The 21,576-nt window shown below is 39.7% G+C and carries 28 protein-coding genes; all 28 read right to left on the bottom strand.

Annotated features, from left to right (window positions below; translation table 11 throughout):
• Positions 1 to 11: 11 nt before the first annotated feature.
• Positions 12 to 869 (bottom strand): DUF2163 domain-containing protein, encoded by an 858-nt coding sequence (locus tag AMD27_RS06995; protein ID WP_067658205.1) that lies wholly within the window; start codon positions 867 to 869, stop codon positions 12 to 14.
• A complete protein-coding gene (locus tag AMD27_RS06990) occupies positions 866 to 1,513 on the bottom strand; it encodes a DUF2460 domain-containing protein (RefSeq protein ID WP_067658202.1) in 648 nt (215 codons plus the stop codon). Before AMD27_RS06990 ends, AMD27_RS06995 begins: the two co-directional genes overlap by 4 nt.
• A 12-nt stretch (positions 1,514 to 1,525) precedes the next feature.
• Positions 1,526 to 5,287 carry a tape measure protein gene (locus tag AMD27_RS06985; RefSeq protein ID WP_067658199.1) on the bottom strand — a complete coding sequence of 1,254 codons (3,762 nt, stop codon included), beginning with the start codon at positions 5,285 to 5,287 and terminating at the stop codon, positions 1,526 to 1,528.
• Positions 5,288 to 5,430: 143 nt separating this feature from the next.
• Positions 5,431 to 5,985, bottom strand: coding sequence for a hypothetical protein (locus tag AMD27_RS06980; protein WP_067658196.1), 555 nt, complete (start codon positions 5,983 to 5,985; stop codon positions 5,431 to 5,433).
• Positions 5,986 to 6,068: 83 nt separating this feature from the next.
• Positions 6,069 to 6,545, bottom strand: coding sequence for a zinc ribbon domain-containing protein (locus tag AMD27_RS06975; RefSeq protein ID WP_067658193.1), 477 nt, complete (start codon positions 6,543 to 6,545; stop codon positions 6,069 to 6,071).
• 75 nt (positions 6,546 to 6,620) lie between these two features.
• Positions 6,621 to 6,848, bottom strand: a complete 228-nt coding sequence (locus AMD27_RS06970; protein ID WP_067658190.1) for a hypothetical protein — start codon at positions 6,846 to 6,848, stop codon at positions 6,621 to 6,623.
• 26 nt (positions 6,849 to 6,874) lie between these two features.
• Positions 6,875 to 7,186, bottom strand: coding sequence for a hypothetical protein (locus tag AMD27_RS06965; RefSeq protein WP_067658187.1), 312 nt, complete (start codon positions 7,184 to 7,186; stop codon positions 6,875 to 6,877).
• Positions 7,187 to 7,192: 6 nt separating this feature from the next.
• Positions 7,193 to 7,960, bottom strand: a complete 768-nt coding sequence (locus AMD27_RS06960) for a hypothetical protein (RefSeq protein WP_067658184.1) — start codon at positions 7,958 to 7,960, stop codon at positions 7,193 to 7,195.
• 64 nt (positions 7,961 to 8,024) lie between these two features.
• Entirely contained in the window at positions 8,025 to 8,465 is a 441-nt protein-coding gene (locus AMD27_RS06955; RefSeq protein WP_067658181.1) for a hypothetical protein, read from the bottom strand.
• Positions 8,458 to 8,934 carry a hypothetical protein gene (locus tag AMD27_RS06950; protein WP_067658178.1) on the bottom strand — a complete coding sequence of 159 codons (477 nt, stop codon included), beginning with the start codon at positions 8,932 to 8,934 and terminating at the stop codon, positions 8,458 to 8,460. The genes AMD27_RS06955 and AMD27_RS06950 overlap by 8 nt, the downstream gene beginning before the upstream one ends.
• Positions 8,935 to 8,941: 7 nt before the next feature.
• A complete protein-coding gene (locus AMD27_RS06945; protein WP_067658175.1) occupies positions 8,942 to 9,127 on the bottom strand; it encodes a hypothetical protein in 186 nt (61 codons plus the stop codon).
• Positions 9,128 to 9,136: 9 nt separating this feature from the next.
• Positions 9,137 to 9,520 carry a DUF4054 domain-containing protein gene (locus AMD27_RS06940; RefSeq protein ID WP_067658172.1) on the bottom strand — a complete coding sequence of 128 codons (384 nt, stop codon included), beginning with the start codon at positions 9,518 to 9,520 and terminating at the stop codon, positions 9,137 to 9,139.
• An 8-nt stretch (positions 9,521 to 9,528) separates the two neighbouring features.
• On the bottom strand, positions 9,529 to 9,921 hold the full coding sequence (locus AMD27_RS06935) for a hypothetical protein (protein WP_067658169.1): 393 nt from the start codon (positions 9,919 to 9,921) through the stop codon (positions 9,529 to 9,531).
• A 13-nt stretch (positions 9,922 to 9,934) separates the two neighbouring features.
• Positions 9,935 to 10,930 carry a DUF2184 domain-containing protein gene (locus AMD27_RS06930; protein ID WP_067658166.1) on the bottom strand — a complete coding sequence of 332 codons (996 nt, stop codon included), beginning with the start codon at positions 10,928 to 10,930 and terminating at the stop codon, positions 9,935 to 9,937.
• Positions 10,931 to 10,936: 6 nt separating this feature from the next.
• Positions 10,937 to 11,407, bottom strand: a complete 471-nt coding sequence (locus AMD27_RS06925) for a hypothetical protein (protein ID WP_067658163.1) — start codon at positions 11,405 to 11,407, stop codon at positions 10,937 to 10,939.
• A gap of 14 nt (positions 11,408 to 11,421) precedes the next feature.
• Positions 11,422 to 12,606 carry a DUF2213 domain-containing protein gene (locus AMD27_RS06920; protein WP_067658160.1) on the bottom strand — a complete coding sequence of 395 codons (1,185 nt, stop codon included), beginning with the start codon at positions 12,604 to 12,606 and terminating at the stop codon, positions 11,422 to 11,424.
• 25 nt (positions 12,607 to 12,631) lie between these two features.
• Positions 12,632 to 12,865: a hypothetical protein gene (locus tag AMD27_RS06915; RefSeq protein WP_067658157.1), complete on the bottom strand. Its 234-nt coding sequence runs from the start codon at positions 12,863 to 12,865 to the stop codon at positions 12,632 to 12,634.
• A gap of 71 nt (positions 12,866 to 12,936) precedes the next feature.
• The gene (locus AMD27_RS06910; protein WP_067658154.1) at positions 12,937 to 13,785 is read right to left on the bottom strand and encodes a hypothetical protein; all 849 of its coding nucleotides are present in this window, start codon (positions 13,783 to 13,785) and stop codon (positions 12,937 to 12,939) included.
• Between the two features lie 55 nt (positions 13,786 to 13,840).
• A complete protein-coding gene (locus AMD27_RS06905; protein ID WP_067658151.1) occupies positions 13,841 to 14,650 on the bottom strand; it encodes a phage minor head protein in 810 nt (269 codons plus the stop codon).
• A complete protein-coding gene (locus AMD27_RS06900; protein WP_081405943.1) occupies positions 14,604 to 15,983 on the bottom strand; it encodes a DUF1073 domain-containing protein in 1,380 nt (459 codons plus the stop codon). The genes AMD27_RS06905 and AMD27_RS06900 overlap by 47 nt, the downstream gene beginning before the upstream one ends.
• Before the next feature lie 8 nt (positions 15,984 to 15,991).
• Positions 15,992 to 17,518 carry a phage terminase large subunit gene (gene terL / locus AMD27_RS06895; RefSeq protein ID WP_067658148.1) on the bottom strand — a complete coding sequence of 509 codons (1,527 nt, stop codon included), beginning with the start codon at positions 17,516 to 17,518 and terminating at the stop codon, positions 15,992 to 15,994.
• Positions 17,496 to 17,969, bottom strand: a complete 474-nt coding sequence (locus AMD27_RS06890; protein WP_067658145.1) for a DUF2280 domain-containing protein — start codon at positions 17,967 to 17,969, stop codon at positions 17,496 to 17,498. Before AMD27_RS06890 ends, terL begins: the two co-directional genes overlap by 23 nt.
• 60 nt (positions 17,970 to 18,029) lie before the next feature.
• The gene (locus tag AMD27_RS06885) at positions 18,030 to 18,671 is read right to left on the bottom strand and encodes a putative metallopeptidase (RefSeq protein ID WP_067658142.1); all 642 of its coding nucleotides are present in this window, start codon (positions 18,669 to 18,671) and stop codon (positions 18,030 to 18,032) included.
• Positions 18,640 to 19,104: a hypothetical protein gene (locus tag AMD27_RS06880; RefSeq protein WP_067658139.1), complete on the bottom strand. Its 465-nt coding sequence runs from the start codon at positions 19,102 to 19,104 to the stop codon at positions 18,640 to 18,642. Before AMD27_RS06880 ends, AMD27_RS06885 begins: the two co-directional genes overlap by 32 nt.
• A 72-nt stretch (positions 19,105 to 19,176) precedes the next feature.
• Complete coding sequence (locus tag AMD27_RS06875) at positions 19,177 to 20,025, bottom strand: hypothetical protein (RefSeq protein WP_067658136.1); 849 nt, start codon at positions 20,023 to 20,025, stop codon at positions 19,177 to 19,179.
• Between the two features lie 110 nt (positions 20,026 to 20,135).
• A complete protein-coding gene (locus tag AMD27_RS06870; protein WP_067658133.1) occupies positions 20,136 to 20,570 on the bottom strand; it encodes a hypothetical protein in 435 nt (144 codons plus the stop codon).
• Between the two features lie 141 nt (positions 20,571 to 20,711).
• Entirely contained in the window at positions 20,712 to 21,038 is a 327-nt protein-coding gene (locus tag AMD27_RS06865; protein ID WP_067658130.1) for a hypothetical protein, read from the bottom strand.
• Between the two features lie 58 nt (positions 21,039 to 21,096).
• Positions 21,097 to 21,576, bottom strand: a complete 480-nt coding sequence (locus tag AMD27_RS06860; protein WP_067658127.1) for a hypothetical protein — start codon at positions 21,574 to 21,576, stop codon at positions 21,097 to 21,099.

The following is a 21,576-nucleotide window of genomic DNA, read 5'->3' as shown; positions in this document are numbered from 1 at the left end:
AACAAATTTAATTAAACGGCAGTTTCAGGAACCGGTATAAATGGTGCACCACGGAACCGGCTGAAATTATTGAATCGATTTTGGCAAGTTTCCAAACGCTTATCACATCCTGGATAAACATGAATACGCTGCCCTGTTTGAGGTACTTCCAACAATGGCAAAGTCAGCAGTAATATTCCAGATTCATGCATACGAATAGTTCGTTTTAAGCCAACATTACCACCGTCCAAGAATTCCACCACACCTTGAGTAAACCAACCTTGTGGCTGATTCACCTGGCATAAAATTTGTGCTGAAGTACTGCCTGACTCAATCGTCGTTTGCATCATGAAATTTTGACGTAATAGGCCGCATGCTGTATCAAATAACGTATTGGTACAGCTTGGCTGATACAGATTTCGTGGCATTTGCACGTTCAATTCATCCAGATCTGATGCAACACTCGCTTGAATAGAATTGCGATCAAGTTCAGGCTCAATAATTCGCCCTTCAAACAACTTGATAGTGCCGGCACTGGTATCCGTTGGTGTATTCATGTCCATAAAAATGCGCTCTAACTTAAAACGAGCACCATCTAATTGGCCATTATGAAATGCTTGAACAACGTTAATGCCATTCCACTTATTATCGTCGGTACAATCAATACTGATCGATAAATTATCGACTTCGATACCAAGTGAGAGGCTAATCCCTTCCCGACTAATAATTGGACCATCAGAGCTGTAAACGTGACCAGCAACAATAAGATCAAAGTCATAATTCGTATATCGAAAAACACCACCTTGCACTGTTGTAATGCTAAAGAGATCTGCCATTAGAAACTGATCTGCATCTAATAGACCAATTAACTTTGCTGAAGCTGCTCTCATATTTTCTTTCCCAATGAACCAATCATTTCAACTTTTGAGGCTTTCCAAAGCTTGGCCATAAAGTGAGTATATTGTTGCTCATCATCTTTAAAACGACAGCGATAAAAATACGTACCTAAAATGTGAATTTTTTGACCTTCATCTAATGGTTCAGAGAGCACAAACATACCGTCCTTTGTGACACCAACTGTGCCCGCACTCCACATAAGTTTTTGTTCAGGTCCCCACATATCCTTAGATACACTGTGATTCCACATATCTGGATTGGATGGTTGTGTATTTTCAAGCGTGTTTCCAACAGCAACTTGAGCTGAACCCTGCGTTTTATAAAGTTGATAAGTTGCGGTAGTACCATCACCAACAAATAAGCAATTAAATTCATTATCCTCAGGTGCTTTGTAGAGAAATGAATCAAATGCCCCTCGTCGTTCTTCAAAAAAACTTTGAAGTTTCTGCAATTCTTTACGTCCTTTAGACTCTCGTAAGAATCCAAAGGACATCGTGATTTCATACTTTGGAACAGCCTGATAACTGGCTCGAAGCTCTCGACCATTGATTGAGGTCATAATTTTGGTATTAAAAATGGGAGTCTTAGTAAGCTCCCATTCTAGTCCTGGTAATTCAGGAAAAATTTCATCCGACATATTAAGTCCTCATTACTTACCAAAATTACGGTTGTAACCTTTTAAGCCACCAGCCAAAGCACGGCCATTCTTTTTCATAAAACGCTTAATATCTTTCGAATCCCAAGCCTGAATATTAATCGATGGCATCATGGCTATATCACCGGCATATGCTGGCTGTTCATTGACAGCACCATTGGCCATCTGACGTCCTAATGCGCGAATCGTGTTGGCATGCTGTTTTGGCAAGACCATCTCTTCTTCATGCAGCTGAGTCATCGGATTCACACCTGCAGGAATATCATACCCTCCTCGAGCAGATGACACCTTACCAACAATGGCGGATACACCAGCAAAGGCAGCAATACCCGCTGCAACACCCAACGCTGGTCCTACAAATGGAATTGCAGACAATGCTGCCCATGCTCCGGCCATGGCTTCCCATGCGGACATCATGATGGATTTGAGTACTTCCATAAGTTTTAAACCTAAACGAGCAAAAACACCTGTTGATGTTGCAGCAGTTTTAATTGTCTCACCAGCAACTACGGCGGTTGCTTGGGCGGTTTGACCTGTTACTTCAGCAGTAGTTTCAGCACCAATAAAACCTAACTTCCTAGCCAGTTTTACAGCCTGAATTTTTAACCAGCCCTGTAGTTCTTGGGTTGCGGTTTGTATCGCAAAACTCGCCATATCTGTCAAAACAGCATTGGTTGCATTACGCCATGTCAATGTTCCATCCATCATGGATTGGATGCCCTGATCCCATAATTTAGAAACTCTTGATGTTAATTTTCCGAATCTTTTTTCAAAATCTTTCATTTCAGCATCAGAAATAAGACCTGGCGTTTTAACATCATTAACTGCTTTTTGACTGTCTAATTCTGAAATACTACCCGTCACACCTGCCTGACCTGCAACCTTGCCAGAAACAGAAGACTGTTGATCCTCTAAAGCCAATCGAGCTAGTAATCCATCACGTTTGATTTGATAAAGTTGATCTTCAAGCTGTTTTTCACGCTTAACTTTTTCAACATTTGAAATTAATCCAGCATCTAAATCAGCTTGAATTTGTGCCTTTTCCAGCTCATAAATTCTCTGCGCTTGATCTTGTTTAAATTGGATCTCTTGTTCGTAGATCGGCTTGATCTTATCGAATTCCTCCAATTTCAATTGAACAAGTTTATCGGATGCTTCTTTTTCAGCCTGTAGTGTATAAGCTCGTTTTTCGTCTGCGGTTGCGGTAGATTTACCAATTCGATCAATTTCATTCTTCAAGTCGCGTTCGATTTTTTCATGTTCAGAAGCGTACTTATAAGCTAAGTCTAAGCGTTCTTTTTCAGCCTTTTCAGCGTTTTGTGTTTGTTCCTCTAAGTAACGCTCATACTGAGAATCGGAACTAGATTTTTTATCTCCTTTAACTTTGTCATTTTTAACCAAAGCTAAATATTTATCAGCATCCGCTTGAGAATTAAAACTGACATGAATATGCCCACCTGTTGCACGTTTTGATGGATTCTTATACTCATCTAGAACTTGAGCATTTACTCCATTCTTACCAAACATCGCTTTTAAGTCAGAAGTAACTTGACCGCTTTTACTTGGGGTTTGTAAGCCAAAATCTAAAGCCAACCCCTTTGCGTGTTTGCTTGATGTGCCCTGGTGATATTTATCATTAAAAGCAGTAAAGCGTGTAATTTGGAATTTATCTTGAATTGCGCCAGCCAAATCCAACACACCTTGGTGAGCTTTACCTCCTCCATACGCTTCTGAGCTTTTAACACGCAGGTTTGAGTAAGACGTCGGCTCGTATTTCGATTCCTTACCTTTAGAGCCAGACTCTTTATTGTCTTTCGTATTAGAGCTTTGTGTCGCTTCAACCCCACTTGAAATTTTATATTTTGCAAGCGGATCACCATTTTTGCTAATACTCTTCCCTATATCAATCATTGAGCCTTGGACTTTAAGCAATGTGTTCATATTGAGAGAATTCTTAAGGGCGTCGGTTCTACCGTTAAGTTCTGCGTCTACTTGTCCTAGTGATGACTTATAGTTCTCTTCTTTTTGTTGATTTGTAGTGCGTCGATTAAATGGATCAGACACGATATCAACACCAGCAGCAACACCAATCGCTGCTTTTTGTACATATGATCTAGCTGTACTAAAAATATTACCTAACGCATTAATCTCATTAAGTGTTGATTGCCAAGAAGAAACCAAATAATCACCCAGGCCAGAAAAAGCGCCTTTCATGTTATTCATGTCATTCTGCGTACTAGTACTAAAAATGCTAAAGGCTGTCGACATACCACTCAAGGCTGCCTGAATTGCACCAGATTCCAACACTTTAATTAAACTATCAATTGCATCCTCAGCACTACCAACAGATCGTTTAATGATGTCACCGACACCCATGTTAGATACCGCACGAAATAGAGAATCCCAAGTATCACTGAGCGATGCAATTGCACCATCTAAAGTATCAACACGTTTCGACATTGCCCCTGCAAACTCATTCTCACCAATGGCTATTAAGTAGCTCTCAATCTCTTTGGCGTTATTACCAATTGTCTTGGTAACACCCTGAAATGTTAAAGACACCTTGTCGCCTTGCTGTTTCGCTTTAATACCAAATTCTTTTAAACGTTCAAACTCCCCAGTGCTCGCATCAGCGACAGCCTCTATCAACTGCATTAAATCCTTACCCATTGCAGCCGAAGTATTACCATAAGACATCATGGCACGCTCAGAAGGAGTTAAACCCAAATTCACTAATTTTGTAAATCCAATTACAGCCTGTTCAAGACTAAATGGTGTTTTCTTTGCAAAATCCTGCAATGTCGCAAAAGCTTCTTTTGCACCCTCTGAAGACTTTGTTGCGGTCTCTAGTTGAGCATTTAAAATATCAAACTCACGCTGGGTGCTAATTACTTTCTTAAGCCCAGATATTGCACCTGTTACTCCCATATAGCCAGCCGCCAATCCAGCAAACATTCCACTTATTCCAGCTATTATTGGGGGATGACCACCGCTATCCGATGGCCCACCACCACCACCACCACCTGAGTTAAGTCGGGTGCGAAGCAAATCAATACTGCTTTTTAACCGATCCAAAGACCCGCGCAGCATAGAGCTTGTAGCATCAACATTAATTACAGCATTTAGGTTTATGTTGGTATTGCGCAACTGGTTGATTGCGTTTTCAATCATGGTTCGTGCTTGTCTTAATTGCACTGCCAATGCTGGCAAATTCACAGTAATTCGAATTGCATTAGACAGGGTTGAGTGAAGCGAGCTTGCAATTGTATTTCTAGCTTGTTGCAACTCTGTACGTAACTGGCTTAGATCGATACCTAATTTGACTTTAACTTGCTGATTATTAATTTGATTCAAACGGCGTTGAATCTCATGCACATCAATATTTAATCGCACATTCTGAATCGGTAATGTTGACAATCTTGAGCGGATTAAATTTTCAGCACGGCCAATTTCTGAATCAAGCGATGTGGTATCAATTTTTAATTTAATTGAAGCATCATCTACAATACTGTTAATACGTGACTTAATCGTATTCGCGGCATTGCTTAGTCGCTGCTGAACGCCACTCATATCAATGTTTAAGCTAACATCAATATTCTTAAGTGAATCACGCACACCATCAAACGCATTCTTAATCGTATCTGCAATACGGTTAATATCAGCAGCTGCAGATTGAACTTTATTGGTTGCCTCACTCATGCCTTCGGAAAGTGCATCCGTAGAGGTTGTGATTTTTACTTCAACTTCGTTAGCCATTACTTTTCCTTAGGCGTAAAAAAACCGCCGTGAAGGCAGTTGTCTTGAAAATTAATATTAATTAACCAAACTATTTATTGCATTTTGCATAATCAATGGTAACTGCTATTTTGACACTAAATCTGTTCGATTTACTAACAAGTTTACTCAATCAATATGCCTTCATAGTTTGGAAGCAGTGTACATCTACAGGTTGGCTTGTAAATTTCCCAATGTGAAAATATGATATCTCTATCATCTATGAAACTGAATGACTTCCCACTCAATTCCTTGCATATATCTGGTGCGCGATCATAATTTCCATAATTAAATTCGACACTCTTAACCTCTAATCTTAATTGGCAATGAATACTATAAAGAGTTAAGTGTCTTAAAATAATCCAATTGCGATAAGCTTTATCATTTAAAAGCAAATCAACTTCACACAAAGGATCTAACTGAGATACCTCCAAAAACTTCGCATATATTTTTTTTGAAATTTTATCGTACTTCCTAAGCCATACCGACAGGCTCTCTAAAAACGGAATGATTGCTTCATCCTTAATATTGAATGAATCAACTGTAAAAAGTGGCTCTTTATCGTACTGTCCAATCAAACCCATTTTATTTGGCGTAAACTCTCTTACAATCAATTCCCGTTCGGCATTGAAAAAATTTTGCAACCACCAACCTGTTAAATCAATATTAAATAATTCCATTTAGTTTGCTGTCTTTCTGTGATTGAGAATATTCATAATATAATTTGTTATAGATTGCACTTTTATTGAAATTCAATATTTGTTTAGCAAGCCTCTTCCCACATTTGCTTAAAAGGAATAGTTGTGTCTTTGTTATTTTCCATAAAAAGAGTTTTCCCATTTGAAATAAATCTTACATAACCTGACATCCCCCCCATTCTATTTTCCCCATTTACTTCACCACAAGCTACCAATCCAAACTTACCAGTAGTTTTGGTTGAGATATTCCTAAATTTTAGTGAGTCTTCATTAAATGCTGTAGTTTTAATCAATCGCTTTGATGTAATTACAACAGAATTTTCATTTAATTCAGGATTTGAAATTTTATTAACGCTTTCATTAACTGTCGTTTCAACCTTAGGTTCACTCAAATATGATCCAATAAAAGCAAAAGTTACAATTAAAATCCCTATAAAGGCCAGTAATGAAATTGACTTTTTTTGCTTAATTCCGCAGTTAGGGCATTTATCAGCTTTATCACTTATCTGATTTCCACACTCTTTACAGTTTATTAAGGCCATTTACTGAGATCTTTATTGTTAAGTAATACAAACTCTAACCAACTGGCACATAAAAAACAATCAGGGCAACCGAAGTCACCCTTGAGGAAAATTAAAAAGCATTTCTTCTAAATCCTCATCATCATCATCATCTTGAGGTTGTGAATTATCTTCAATCCCCATAAATGCTTCTAAGATTCGACAAAGACGCTGAATACCGACATCGGCGGGAGGAAACTTTGTGTGATACTCATTTAACGCTCTAATCCTTGGTAAGTCCATTTGATCACGGATGTAATCGTATTCCTTACCTGTAGTCATCATTAAATGAGTATAAAGTTCCTCCCAGTCTATTCCCCCGATTCACCCGCATCAGCTTTATTATTTTTTAATCCTGATACTGCCATAACAGCACCCATCACTTCTTCCAGCTGATCCATATAAAGCATATCGGCTACATCTTCGCGTGTGATGTCAGGATAGTTACGCTTTAAAGATTTATGTGCAACATCGATCACTGTACCCACATCGTTCGGCTGAAAGCCTTGTAATGCTGGTAGAAGTTTTTCGACTGCGCCAAGTGACAACGGCGCAAATACAAAAGCTTGGCCATCAATTTGAATCGTAGTACCACGTGGGTTTTCAATTTCTTTAAATTGCATGAATAATTACTCCGAAGTATCCCAGTGAAAAACACGGTTAAGATCATCAGCCATCGGCTGAAATTCAAACTCAGGAAGATCGTAGTCATCCTGCTTAGAACTGAATCCAAGTTTATTACTGGTGCAACGGAAGAACTCCATACCCATAAACTTACCCTTATATTCACGCTGTAAATTCACGGCGAATTCAGGTGTATAGCCCATATCAAGGTTATTCACCAAGCCTGATTTAGCACCTGCCACTGTGGCAGAGTATTTAAAGCTGATAAATACCGTTTTACCCACATCCACTGTCGCAAAGATATAAGCGCCTGTCGCTTCATCTACACTGTACTGACCCGTTAAAGGCGTTCCACTCACACGAGTTAACGGAATGGCTTTCGCTGTAGTCACACCCATATCTTTAACAAACGTACCTGCATTGGGTACCACTGGTGTTAATGCACCACCTGTTAAGATTTTTTCACCATTAATTGTCTGCGTCACAACATTAAGACCACCTTCAGCAATCACACCGCCAAAGAAAATCGAATTGAGTAAGGCGCCATTGATACGTCCAATAGTCGCTTTACACTTGATTGAGCCTTTACCACGCGCTGCATCAACCGCAAATTGACCACGACCAAAAAGCTCTTTTAAGTCATAGGAAATATCAACCGATACTGACTGCATAACACCAATTTCAACAGGTGTAGGATTGGCAATAGGTTGACCATAAACATCAAGAATTGGTGTTGCGAATAACTTACCTGCACCAAATAAATATTGAGCCATTGTTTTGACCTCTCAAAAATGACGAAACCGCCATTGAAGGCGGTTATAAAATTAGGTTAGTTGTTTAATTGGTTGTTAAAATTTGGATCGGTATGATTGCAATACCCTGTCCATCAAGCATTCCATCTACACCTTCATAAACCTCAACAGTTCCCTCAATCCAGCAATGCTCAACCAATCCATTTAAGGTTTGGTATTCACACATCTCAGGATATTCAGGTTTAATTGCTTCACGGATTCGATCAACATACATATTGATTTGTGTTGAAATTGCGCATGTAGGATCATTTTCATAAACATACAAGTACAAATCAGCACTCATAATAATTTTTGCATTCAAACCCTTTATAGGATTTTCAGCCTGATTCCCTTGAGTGACAAACAATGCAGGGCGTTGGTCATTATTTACATGGTTGAAATGTTTTAAACGCCTACTAACTGAAATTACACCTATGATATTTGAAAGCCGATCAAACAAGGTTTGGTAAATACTCTCACTATCCATTTAGACCTCGCTCAATTGCTTTGTCGATATTTTTAGGCACAATTTTGGCAATTTCATCCAATGAATCACGCATGAAACGGCGCTCTTTAAACTTAACAGTTCGACTATGCGCTTTAACCAATACATCACGGGGAGTAATTGGCTTACCAAATACTTGTTTAATATGTCTCAGATGTTCCTTAATACCCAAAGATCCTGACAATCCAAATTCATGGATAAAGGCATATTTAACATGAGCACCACCTGCAGAAACAATGCCCTCAATCAATCCGCCTGTTTCCTCAACTCTTGAAACAAGCGAACCACGCAAACGACCAGACTGAACCTTTAGTCTTTGACCACTCAACATATCTTCTTGAATCACTCGTTGAAGTTTTAAGGTTAATGCAGTGATTGTTCGGCGTATTTCAATTTTGACTCGATTATTTTCTTCATTCAAATGAATGCGAATATCTACGGAATCAACCATAAACCACCTATTTTGCAGTTGTTACAGTCACAGCTTTTTTAGGTTCTTCAACATAACGACTAAATTGCAAAGGCTGTAAAGCGAAATAGATGTCTTCATTTGATGAAACAATTCCACTTTTCACTTCATAACTAACACCTGAAATCGTAATTGATTCAGCTTTATATGAAGTGGGTGCTAGATACTTAAACATGTCTTTCTCCTAAATAACAAAAGCACCAACACCCAAGCTATTAGGATTAGTGCCTTTATCATCAATTGGGATTGAATTTTTTAACGCCAAATAACGTTGGCCATAAATACTTTGATCATAAAACGTATCTTTTGAGGATCGAGAAAAACCAACACTCTGACCCGCAATAGACATACTTGAAGCATTTGAAATAGCCATACCACTTGGATTGGCTTTTTGAACTTTAAGAATATGTGCCGCATATAGACCTGCAGCACGCTCCTTTAATTTTCCAAACTCAATAACCGATACAACCAGTTCAGCCTCTTCTAAAACTTCGATAATTTCAGAATCGCTTGAATTGTAGATTTGAGAATCAGATTTAAATTTTTCCCGAAACGTCTGTAAGTCCATACGTCACCTTATTCAGTGGCTTGAGCGAGTTTCGCCTGCAGTTGCTCAAAGGTTTCATCTTCAGTAAAGGTAATTTCAAGATCAGTGAGTGCTTTACGCACATCATCAATCGTGAGCTCAGTCCCTTTGGGGTCATCGCCCTTGCCTTTACCATCATCAGGCTTGCCAGATTGAGCACCTTTACCACGACCACCAGACGCAGATTTAGATGCAGTAGACTCCGCAATTTCTTCAACCGTGAGTTCGCCTTCATCAATCAGATGTTTAGCGAACTTATTCTTTTGAAGTGCCTTATGCTGATCAGCTTCAAGTGCTACGGCGATACCCATTGGTAAAGTTGCAACACCAGAAAAAACAAAAGCGGCATTAGAGCCGCTGTATGTATATGAATATTTAGCCATGAGCTTTTAATCCTTATGCATGATCAAGGTAACGAAGAGAATCAACACGTTTTAACCAAACGCCCTGGTATTTGTAGTGACCTGGTACTAATACATCTAACCCTTTCGGTTGCGCCGTCAAGAATTCCACGCTATTACCTTTGAACTGGATACAAGACGGATCACGGCGATAGATGATTGAACGATCAGCACCAGCGGTACCTTTACCATTACCTCGACCAGAACCACGAATGGTCAGTGATTTGCCTTGAGTGGTAAAGATGTTCTTTTCAGTGATCCAATCTAAGAATGTCTTGCCGCCTGAATCAGCCACAATACGGTTCGCAAGGTTTGAATACTGATTTGAAGCCATGATGTAGGTATCTGGCTCAATGGATGAATCACCATCAAATTGTGTAGATGCATCTGAAAGCGAATTGTTAAAGTCAGATAGGACCTGTTCAATGCTCGCCGTAGCCCAGTCATTCTGACCCGTAACAATCGTTACGCCTGTCTGGTTCAAGAAACCGTTCACTTGGGCCAACTGTCCACTTGCATTGGCTGTGGTGTAACCATACCAAGCCACATTCGACATGTGCTTTTCAGCCGCCAGATTTGCAGCTTGAACCTTGTCCGATTCAAGCTGCAGGTTCATGGCTTGTGCTGTGGCCAATTCAACGATCGAGTACTGATAACCAATCGTGCCGATTTTCACGGGTAGTTGCACAGTATCGTATTCAACTTCTGCCAGTGGAATATCATCACCGGTACCAGAATAATCCTTACCAATACCCACGCCTTTTTTACGCGACAAGATTTCACCACCGCCGTATACCGCCTGGACGTTAATCACAGGAATAAACTTGGCATAGTCCAATACTTGCTGAAGCTGAGGTGTGATGTCGTTTTGCTCTTCAAGCTTAATGAAAAGCTGTGCAAGTGCATCCATATTAAACGCATCACCAATCTGTGCCTGAACGGCGTATGAGATCGGCGTCAAACGCGCTTTCATTTTGACTAATTTGCTCATGTTTTATTAAGCTCCACGAAGATTAAGAAGGGCTAAGCCATCTGCACCAGTTATGGTTTCCCATGTTGCACCTGGTAATTCAGTACCATCCAACGCTGTAGTCGATAAAGACCCCAACGGAGCTGCTTCAGTACCATTGGCAGTTTTCACATAGACGGTTGCTGTGATGTCGATAACCGGTGCTGAAGGTTTTACCCAAATCGCGCCTGAAAACATCGTAGGTGGAATATCACCAGCTTTATAAGCCTCTTTACCTGCAGCATTCTTACCGGACTTACCCACGCCGTGTCGAACTACAACCCCAAAACGTGTGGGTGTAGCACCTGCTACAGCTTGAATAGACTTGCCGTTAGTCGTGCGGACAACGACATCGCCATCATTCACGAGTGTTAATCCCGACAATGGCAGAGAGAGGACTGATTCATACGCCGTTAAGCGTCCACGCTGTCCTACTACGGCGTTTAATTGTTGAACCATGATTTAAGTTTCCCTTAAATTGTTTTGTATGCAGCAGATTTATCAAAACCTTTCTTTTCATTCGGGTCTTGATCGTTATTTTGCCGTTGCTGTTGTTGATGTAATGCATCACCTACTGCATTGCCCGGAGTGGTCGCTTTCACAGCGGATAGTGCACGAAATACCGTATCGATCTGATCAGGCTTAGCGTCCCCCACAGTGACATCACCAAGTACAGCACTCACTAAGGAGTCACCAGCTTTGGCAGCAATCACATCACGTTTGATTTTTTCGCATGAACAGCCATCTGTTTTGATACCTGGTACCAATGCAACGGCATCTGCAATGACTGATGCACGTTCAGCAACGACCTGATCAAGCTTTTCAGGTGTGATCTGATTCTTCTCAAGATCACCAACTTTCTGCTTAAGCTGGGAGTTTTCAGTGTGCAATGTATCAACGACCGCTTGTACAGCTGGCAACTCATCACCAACTGCAAACTGCTTATCACCCACTTTTAATTTTGCAACTTTCAAATTCTGAAGCTGATCTTCTTGTTGCTTTAAGGCATCTGCTAGCGCTTGGTTGTCACCAATCTCAAAGCGAATACCGTTAACTTTAACTTCCATCTTTTTCCCCTTTTGGTTTGGTTTGTGGTCACCGACACGACAATCACCGCCACAGCGACCGTATTTCACCAGCGCCACGTGATTGCCTTTAAAATTGATAAATTTAGCTTGATACGGCGTACCGTCTGGCGCCGTGCCTTGCTCAATGACGAGATCGGCTGAATAGCCCAATGAGATTTCTACACGCTCATTATTTTGAATGGCGTTAATGCTGTTCTGATCCTTAACAATCAGATCACCCATCATGAATTCACCTTCTTGGCGGACGTTTTCACATTCACCAATGTGGTAGTCCTTCCAATTGGAAGCATTGATTTCATTCTTGGGTGGGTGATAGTCCGTTGCATCTACGCCGTCGAAACTTTCAATTACTTCAGGTTTAAATAAGTCATCGGCTGATACATAGACATTGATGACCTGATCCGCTGAATAGCCTTCCAAATTTGGAAATTCATAGGCGTAGTACTGACGCACTTGAGGTGCTTTGGCCAAGCGTACGTTGACGCATTTCAAATACCCTTCTTGAGTAAATGAGCGTGCACTTTCGCTTGGTGCAAAGTCGCCAATTTTGAGTTGGTATAGGATTTTCATAAATAAGGCTCAATAAAAAAGAGCCCTATCGGCTCTTTGGTTCACATGAATACAAATTTTTAAATCTTTTCTCAGATATTTCACCTATCAAACGTCCTAGCATGCTTCCTGCTTTTTTTAATGCTTTCTGCCAAGGCTCTAAATTCCAAGTAACAGAATAATCACCGCAACCATAATCAAAGCCAATATATCTACTATTTTTATTTTGGGCTTCTAAACGTCGATAAAAACGCTGTTTGGAGTATTTCTTTCTGCGCATGACATCACCTCTATATGGACAATAAAAAACCCACCTAAGTGGGTCTGATTAATACATTTAAATTAAAGTATTTAATAGTTAAGAGTAAATCTATGATCTGTTTCTTTAATGACATAAACACATCTTTGATTTATATCATTAATCTCTAAACCTATTGTCACAATATCACTTTTTTGTTTTTTTGGATCTGATTCAAAAATTTGGTCTATATTTAATGATATATCTTCAAATGATTTTTCAAAAATCATCATTAATTTCTGTAATTTATTCATTGCTAGTATTGGTGTTCCATCACCCATCACTCCTGAACCCGGTGGAAAATATTCTGTTCCATCTTGTACGGCTATGAATGCATTGCAATTTTTTGCTCTCAAGGTCTTGTATTCCTCTTCAGTCAGAGGTGATTCATGAGAACCATATTTATATTTTATTAATATCTCAGGCCAATTTTTATGGATCGTCTCAATAATATCTAAATCACACCAATCGCTATGTGAAAACAAACCAATTATATGGGCTTTAGTATCGGTAAAGTGAATAAATAATAAATCACCTGTACGTTTTACAAAACCATCTTTTTCTAAAATATCACCTAAATGAAAATGCTGAATCCCCCAGTGAGATAACATATCATCATTATAATCAAGAGTTTTCAACCTTCTACTTTGGTATTTCTTGAGTTTTTCACCTTTAGTTATATCACTAACGATTTGATTGTAAGCATACAAATACTCCTGAGGAATTAAAATATTACTCAGCTCTATTACTTTTCTTGGACATATTTTAAGCATACGATGCTTGTATCTATGGTACAACTTCATTGCTGTTTGAGCATCAGACTTATAACAACCAAATTCATCTATTAATTTTTGATGACAATATTGCTCGTAATCTTTAAGAATTTCATTCTTCAGCTCCATAAAAACACCATAAATAATTAATAAATATTAATATTTTATAAAACACCTACTGAATTTAATCAACTAAAATATCATCATAATTCGGCAACGCCGTGCATCGGCATTTAATCTTTTGACCAGGATGACCACCCTTAGGCGGTGTATCCCATCTAAATGTCTGACCATGATGACTAGCGCATAATGGTCGTACACGATCGTCATTGGAGTCTTGCCAATCGTATGTTTCCACACCCATCGATTCTTGGCGCTTCTTATTAATAGCGCCGTTGATTTTGCCCATCTGGTCGGCTGCAATCAGCCGTGCACGATTGTCAGTGCTATGACCCAGCTTTTTAATTTCTTGCGCCAATTCCTCATTGGTCTGCCCTGTTTGCAAAGCATTCATCACTAAAGCTTCAAGCTTATCGGTGTATTGACTGGGAATCGATTTAATCAGAGCCACATTGACTTCGACCTGCTTATCAATCTCATCCTGAATATCGGCACCACGATAAAACGGCGTGAGATCCACACCAAGAATAGACTTCGTGTGACTGGCTATCTGCTTATCCACTTCCTTTTGAGTATCAGCGACAATCTTAGTGGCCAAAGGACGTGAAACTTCGATCGTGTACTTGATCATCTTTTCACGTAACGCCGTGAATAAATCAGAGACCCAACCATCCCCAATGTTCTGCCCGACAGTAGGCACAACGAAATCCTTGGTTTGTTCCTGGCAAAACTTAGACACTTCCAAAAGCTGACGTGTATATAACAGCTCAACACGGCGGTTCACTTTGACAGGTTTTGGTTTTGCCTTGCGCCCCTTTTTACTTTTCTTAAGTTGCTGAAGTTGGGGCTTCAGGATCTGTATTATCGTCATCATTTGGCTTCACCATGGTTTCCAGCTCTTTGATGTGCTTCTCATCGATGACAGAGTAAACGCCGTCTATTTGAAGCTGCCGTGCGATCTGAGGCTCAGTAATGATTGCCATGTTCAAATACTTCTCATCTCGTTCAGCATTGGCTTTTTCCACCTCTGAGCGGACTTTAGCGTCTAGTTGCCAGAGTGGATTAAACACCACATCCAGATCAGTAAACTGACGGCCAAAAGTAGACTGGCAAATCACAGCGAGTAACTTCATCAGGATAGGCTTGAAATGCCATTCTTGTTTGGTCGCAATCGAGTCGTAATAGTTCCGAGTGTCATGTTCACCGGTTGCATTCATACCTGCAGGAGATTGACCAAAAAGGATCGTGTATGGGATATCTGCCGCACCCGCCGTTTGAATTGAGAACTCACGCATCATGTCGGGCAATCCAGCAAAGTTATACGTTTTTGACTCGTACTTTTCTTCAGCATCAAGAACCAACATACCATTTAAGCTTTTCATTAAGCCTACCGACATGAATCGCTCCATAACGCCTTTCATATCCTCTCGAATCTTATCGACTAGATTAGGAGTACTAATCACATCAATCTTAGATTCATGAATCAAGCTGGCAGATCCGCGTTTTACGCTGGCATGATCAAGTAAATCCTCAAAAACTTCTTGCAGGATGCTTTGCGGTTCTTCATTCACCACATCTGCATGTGCAATACGAATTAATCGTGAATGATGTATGCGCTTCTTAGCATCATTGCCCATTTTTAAATCATAAAATTCTGGCTGTTTCAGCAGTCCACAGCATGCTGACGGCGGCAAATATGTATTTTTATCCGCCTTGATGTACTTCTTCTTAATGACCGTAAAGAATTCCAAACGACCAGCGCCCAGTTTACTGATATCTAGTAGTTGATCTAATGTAGCGCCGTCTGCCGTTCCAAGCAGGATATATGCTTCGCCGTACAGGCGGGAAAGTATCAGACCTGATAAAAGCACATGCTCTAAGTGAAACGCTTTACACGCTTCCTCAAGCCTTTTTAAATCACCGCCTTGAATCCCCTCATAAAACCATCCAGCACGAAGCATGTCTGATGCAGGACGATTTACCACACGTTTGGCTAACCAACTCTGATATACCGCTTCAAGTTGATCATCGGATATATCTTTACGGACAAACTGACCATGTGAGGCTTTGTCACGCTCAGTACCAATATTAGAAACAAGATTGGTATAAGCACCAGCATCGCCAATCGCATTGATTGCTTGTTTTACTGCATCCGCTACAAGGGTCTTAATTTTACCGCCTGTATCAGACCTTTTATCTTTAGCCATAAATACCTCTAATCAAATACAGTCGGTTTTTTTGCAAGTGAATCGTTAATCGCATCAATCGTTGGATCCCATTGGTCATCATGCTCATGAGTGAAATCCGCTTTTAAGCCTTCAATTTCTTCAACATAGTTCAGCAACCAAGGCGCATGGGCTGGAAGTACCACACGGCGATCCTCGACGTAAAAAACCACATCCATCGTTCGTGTCAGTTTGTCTGTATTACGTTGGATTGCTTTGATGGGTAATGTAGTTTCACGCGAAATATTTTGGATCAGCATCGTTCCAGATGCCTTATCTTCTATGGCCATATAACGAAGTTTGCCAATCTTGGTATTACTTTCCTTATGCTTATTAATAAAAGCCTTCGCTTCCTTAATCAGTTCAGGTGCTTCCCACTTACCACGGCGCACATCAATGATGTAAAGCCGGTTGTCATAGCCGAGACCGGCACACAAGAACACTGAGTAATCGTTATGCTCTTTGACCTTTTGCGCCGTATCTGCCCATATTCCACGCCACTTCAATACAGGTAGCTCAAGGTATCGATCAAACCATTCAGCCTTAACGAGGTCACCACCGAGCTTTTTAGGGTTTTGCTGGTACTGACTACTGAAGGTATATCGCGACACCGTAGCGCCGTCTTTATCCTCACCACCTTTCTCTAACTGTAGTAACGACAGCAATGACTCTTTTAATGGCCAATAGCTTTGACGACCTTTGGCATCACGCTCGACATCACGTGGTACCAGCTTTTGAATACGCTGAGGTAACTTAGAAATGTATGCCTGATCAATCAGAGCCGGTATTGAAATTTGATGCCATTCACCCGGCACGTTTCCAGTCATTACAAAGTTAGTGGGATCCTCAACGTGTAGCCGTTGCATGATCAAAATAATCGGTGTGGATGACCTAGCTTTACGTGAATTGACCGTATTTAAAATTTTACGATTTGCCTTGTTACGTGCCGTCTTACTAAATGCGTCCTCAGGCTTAAGCGGATCGTCCAGAATAATTGCACCGGTAAATCCTGCATCTGCCAAAGTACCTGCACGGCGACCCGTAACCTGACCACCCATTGAGGCTGAATATACATGCCCTGCTTCATAGCCATCTACAGTCGTTTTCCAACTCGCCTTAGCATCTGTACTGGTCGAGATCTTCACAGGCCATAAGGCTTGAAAATCTGCCGATTTGACGATGTTTCTTGCCGTAGATGACACATCCTCCACAAGTGATTGCGAGAATGATAAATACAAGAATCGCGACCGCTGGTTTCGCGCAATACCACGTGCAATCAGATTCGTCAGTAATTCAGTCTTACCACTGCCTGGTGGAACATTGATGACAAGATTGGGAATCTCACCAGAAATGACTTTATCAATCGCATCACAGATATATTCATGATGCCAATTGACCATAAACTTAAAGCCCATACGAGGCAGAAAAAAACGCCGTGTAAAGAATAGATGTTCTTTCTCACAGCGTTCTTGTTCGATTTGAAGTTCAAGCAGGCTAGTATTTACTTTCGAGTTCATTCCACACCTGCCTTACTTGCTCTTTCGTGGCAGTCACATAAGTCGTATTTTCATTTTGAATAGGTCCGCCGTCTGGGCCCGTTATTTCTTGCTTTGTCGTACGTGCATCTGTTTCTTGATAAGCCAACTTCAGCAGATTTTGTTTGGATACTTTATTCTTTCCAGCATCCTCATACATTTTTTGAATTTCTTTCAAGCGAAATGCTTGGTTAGCGATCGGAATATCAAAAATATTCTTACAAAAGTCCCCACGGGTCTTATCAAACAGATCCTTTAGCTTCTTGCTGAGATTACGACCTGCATACTTGCTCGGGTCATAACTATGACATTGTTTTCGATCAATCTTTATCTTGTAAATTTCTTCTACCGCATCTGCCACTTGTTGAGGGGTTTCAAAGCAAGCAAGTGACTGGACTATAAAGATTTTTACAGGCTCTTTAAGTGCCGCCATACTCACCTCTTTGTCGTTCTACGTCGTACAAGATAGGCAAAAAAATAGAGCCTTTCAGCTCTATCCAATCACACAGTTCCCACAGCACGCAGCAATATTAGTTTCAGATACAAACGGTGCATTCTTGGCAATTTCGATAAGTCGCTTAACGGACTCATCAGCACCCCATCGTTTTGTCTCACCAAAGAACACTTCGACATCGTGACCAGCTAAATAGTGCTTAGGTAGGCCAGTATGATCGCTGTATATAGGTTCACCGTCCTCATCACGTTCAACCCCAATGTGATAAAGCTCATGCTCGATCAAACGGCAGAATTCACGATCTGAAGTCTGTTCGCAAAATGCTGCATCTACAGTAATTAAGTATTGAGGTACAAAGCCAAACCAGTCACGCATCTGCTGTTCTTGTCTTGCCTTTTTCCATCCGCCCTGGTTAAACATCACTTTTTCACATTGGCCAAGCACCATGCGCTTTTTCGCTACGGCGGCAGATGAAGCCCAAGCGAATGCTAAAAAGGTTTCGTCATCGTGCAATAGCTCAGCAATATGATCGTGATCAGGATTATGTAATTCACCACCAATGGTTAGCCAGTTTTTAATGACCCATTCTTTTAGATCCACGGCGGGTGCCAAGCGGATCGCTTCTTCCTCATCAGCCTGATCAATTAAATCAGTCGGTGGAAATGGTCTGATCTGTTCCATCTTCGAATCTCTTTAATTTTCTAAGAAAGTGCCGTGCCTGATAACACTCAATCTGTAATGGGCCTGATTCTTCAATCCTATAACGTTCCGCAGACTCTAATCGAACAACTGTCAAACCCATTTCTGCGGCATCATCGTAACGATCCAAACTCCAAGCTTTATCTTTCAGCTTACCTTTGCGACCGCCTGACCAAGGACCACCAGATATTTCAACTAAAATCCTGTGTTCAATCAGATGAAAATCAAACCGCCAATGCTTTGTGGATTTAAACTGAAATTTCTTTTCGTACTTGATTTCAAGAATATTCAACGCTTGCTCAAAGTATTCTTCAGCTTCTAAGTATTTTTCTTTTGCTTTAGGTAGTGGTTTAGAGCGAGGTCTTATTTTAGGGGGACGTTTCTTGGTTGCCCAAAAATAATCTTTTTCATCCATAAATTGCGCCCATAAAAAAAACCTCCCGAAGGAGGTTTAGAACATTGATTTCCAAAATTTTAATAACATTCTTTAATTGCTAACATTTAATATTGTTGATTTTAAAACAATATTAGCAATTATTGAAAATTTTTCCTTATTGAAAATATCTACATTTTGTATGCTTAGCTGTTGAGCGCTAAATTTTAGAAGATCAATTAGTTCTTGATTGATATACTTAGCATCATAGTTAATTGAATTCATAAAAAGTAGGTTGTTAATTAACACAACACTACTTCCAAATAAGTAGTCTCTAGAAACTTGTAAAGCGGCATAATCAATTTGAAGCTCATCAAAAGTTAAAACCAGTTCATCAAATGTATGATGTGTCGCTTTTGTAAATTCTTTCTCAAAGAATAACGCTATTATAACAAAATTTAAGTAATTCAATGGATTGTTGAAATGTTTGGCATTTTGATAGAAATTATCTGAAGTTGAAGTCGTATTTTTTGTTGATTGTGGACTTATATTGTTATTCAAAATTGATATATTATTACTAAGAAAATCTATTTTTTGGTGATTTTCTCTAAAATGTAACTCTATTTGGTTAGAGATATTAACCATACTATCTTTTACTATTTTCATGTCCTCCAAAGCTTCTGCTTGAATTGCAAGCTTATCACTAATAGTATCCAATGAATTTAGTTGTTGAGCTAACGTATGACTTGAATTTTTTTGTTGCTGAGACTCACCATAAGTATATCCAATTGCTAAAACCGCGAGAATAATTGATATTATTGTTCCTGCAAAAGATACATACCCCAAAGCACTACTATTGTCAGCGTATATAAAAGAAGCAAACCAAATAACACCTTGCACTATGGAAAGGGTTATTATTAGATGTATCCACTCTCGCTTAGTAAATTTTATCCCACTACTCATGTCTTTTAATCCAATATATTATTTTCATTGAATTATATATAAATTTTTAAATAATTGAGTAGTATTAACTAGAAATAGCATGCCCTATCCAGCTGAGCTAATAGCGCAATTTAAAAACTAGTTAGATCATCATTTGTGAGCTTTTGATATTCTGTAATTCCAACATGTAAATGCTTGCGTATGCTTATCAAAACAGTTTTTACTGTAACATCCTGAACCCTTTCACGAGCCAAAAGATCCGCTAAGTCTTTCGCAATACCATCAGGAAGCCACAAATAACATTCGAAAGATAATAGATTTAATTCCTTTCGCTGCTCTAGGTCTGGATTCGGATATGTTATCCAGTGCGTTAAAAGCCTAGCAACCATTTCAGCTTTCTTTCTAACTTCAGTTCGATATTTATATTCTTCAAATTTTATAGCGTACTCATGTTCGATTGACTTAGTAAGTCTCACAACAAACCATTCTCGCTTCAACCAGAGCACAAATAAAACCAAGGCAGAACTTAAAGTAGATAACCCAAGATAAGCAATAAATTGATCCATTTTTATTCCAATTAGTATCCCTACCCAATGATACAAAAAAAGCCCACATTTCTGTGAGCTTCTATCATCTGTGCAACTTACATACTTCGTGCACTATAAGTGGAATATGCCATATCCTGTGTACACAGGCAAGCCATTTAATCACCTAATACAGTCATCTGGGTTAAGATTGTAGAATATAGCTGTGATTTCCTTAGTTAAGTAATCCAAAAAAGCAATTTGTTCATTTGGTTCGGGTGTTTCGACCAACCAAAAGGTGTATTTATTTTCATCAACAACATATTGGATTGTTTCGTTATACGTAGATATATGAGCCTCAATCTGCTTTAACTCACCAATAAGAATCAAACATCTCATTAAAAAGTAATCTTTTATGATCGGTTGGCCTGCAATCTCATAATCCATTTTAGCTATTCTGTATATAGCACAACTAAAATCATATATTGCCTGATCGGGTGTGGACTTCATTTCTAGATCTCTTAATCTCATCATCAGTTGATAAACTTATATCAGATTAGATTGAGTTTTACTTTTGAAGAAGGTCAGAAACAAGATTTGGATAACGCCCGGAAATAAATGCTAATCCACATTTCACATCCTGGCGAATCTGAATGGTTGATGTATTAAACATCGTAGCCACTTTGCGTAATTTTTGATCCTCTACGCATACCTGCCATATAGCATCCATCCAGTCTTGAAGCGGCTCACTCTCAATAGCTCGAATATCTAAAACGATACGCTGAAATGCACGGGCTTCATTATCTGTAATCTGGCAAACAACCCCACGGCGGTGATAAGGCTCTTTAAATCCATCATCATTCATATAATGAGCAAGTAAAGCTTCCCGTTGAATTAGTGTCAGCTTTTTAACGTTCAAGCACTTATAGAATTTTCTTTTATTTTCCGTGTTACCGTTGATCCAAGCACCAAACTGACGAAACCAATCCTCCGTACTAAACTTAGACCAATCCGTTGTCTGCATAATCGTTGCCACCGCTACACCCAT

Origin of the sequence: Acinetobacter sp. TGL-Y2, assembly GCF_001612555.1 — a bacterium.
In the GTDB taxonomy this organism is placed as follows: Bacteria; Pseudomonadota; Gammaproteobacteria; order Pseudomonadales; family Moraxellaceae; genus Acinetobacter.
Note: the sequence above shows the minus strand (reverse complement) of the source record. Positions and strands in the feature narration are given on the sequence as shown.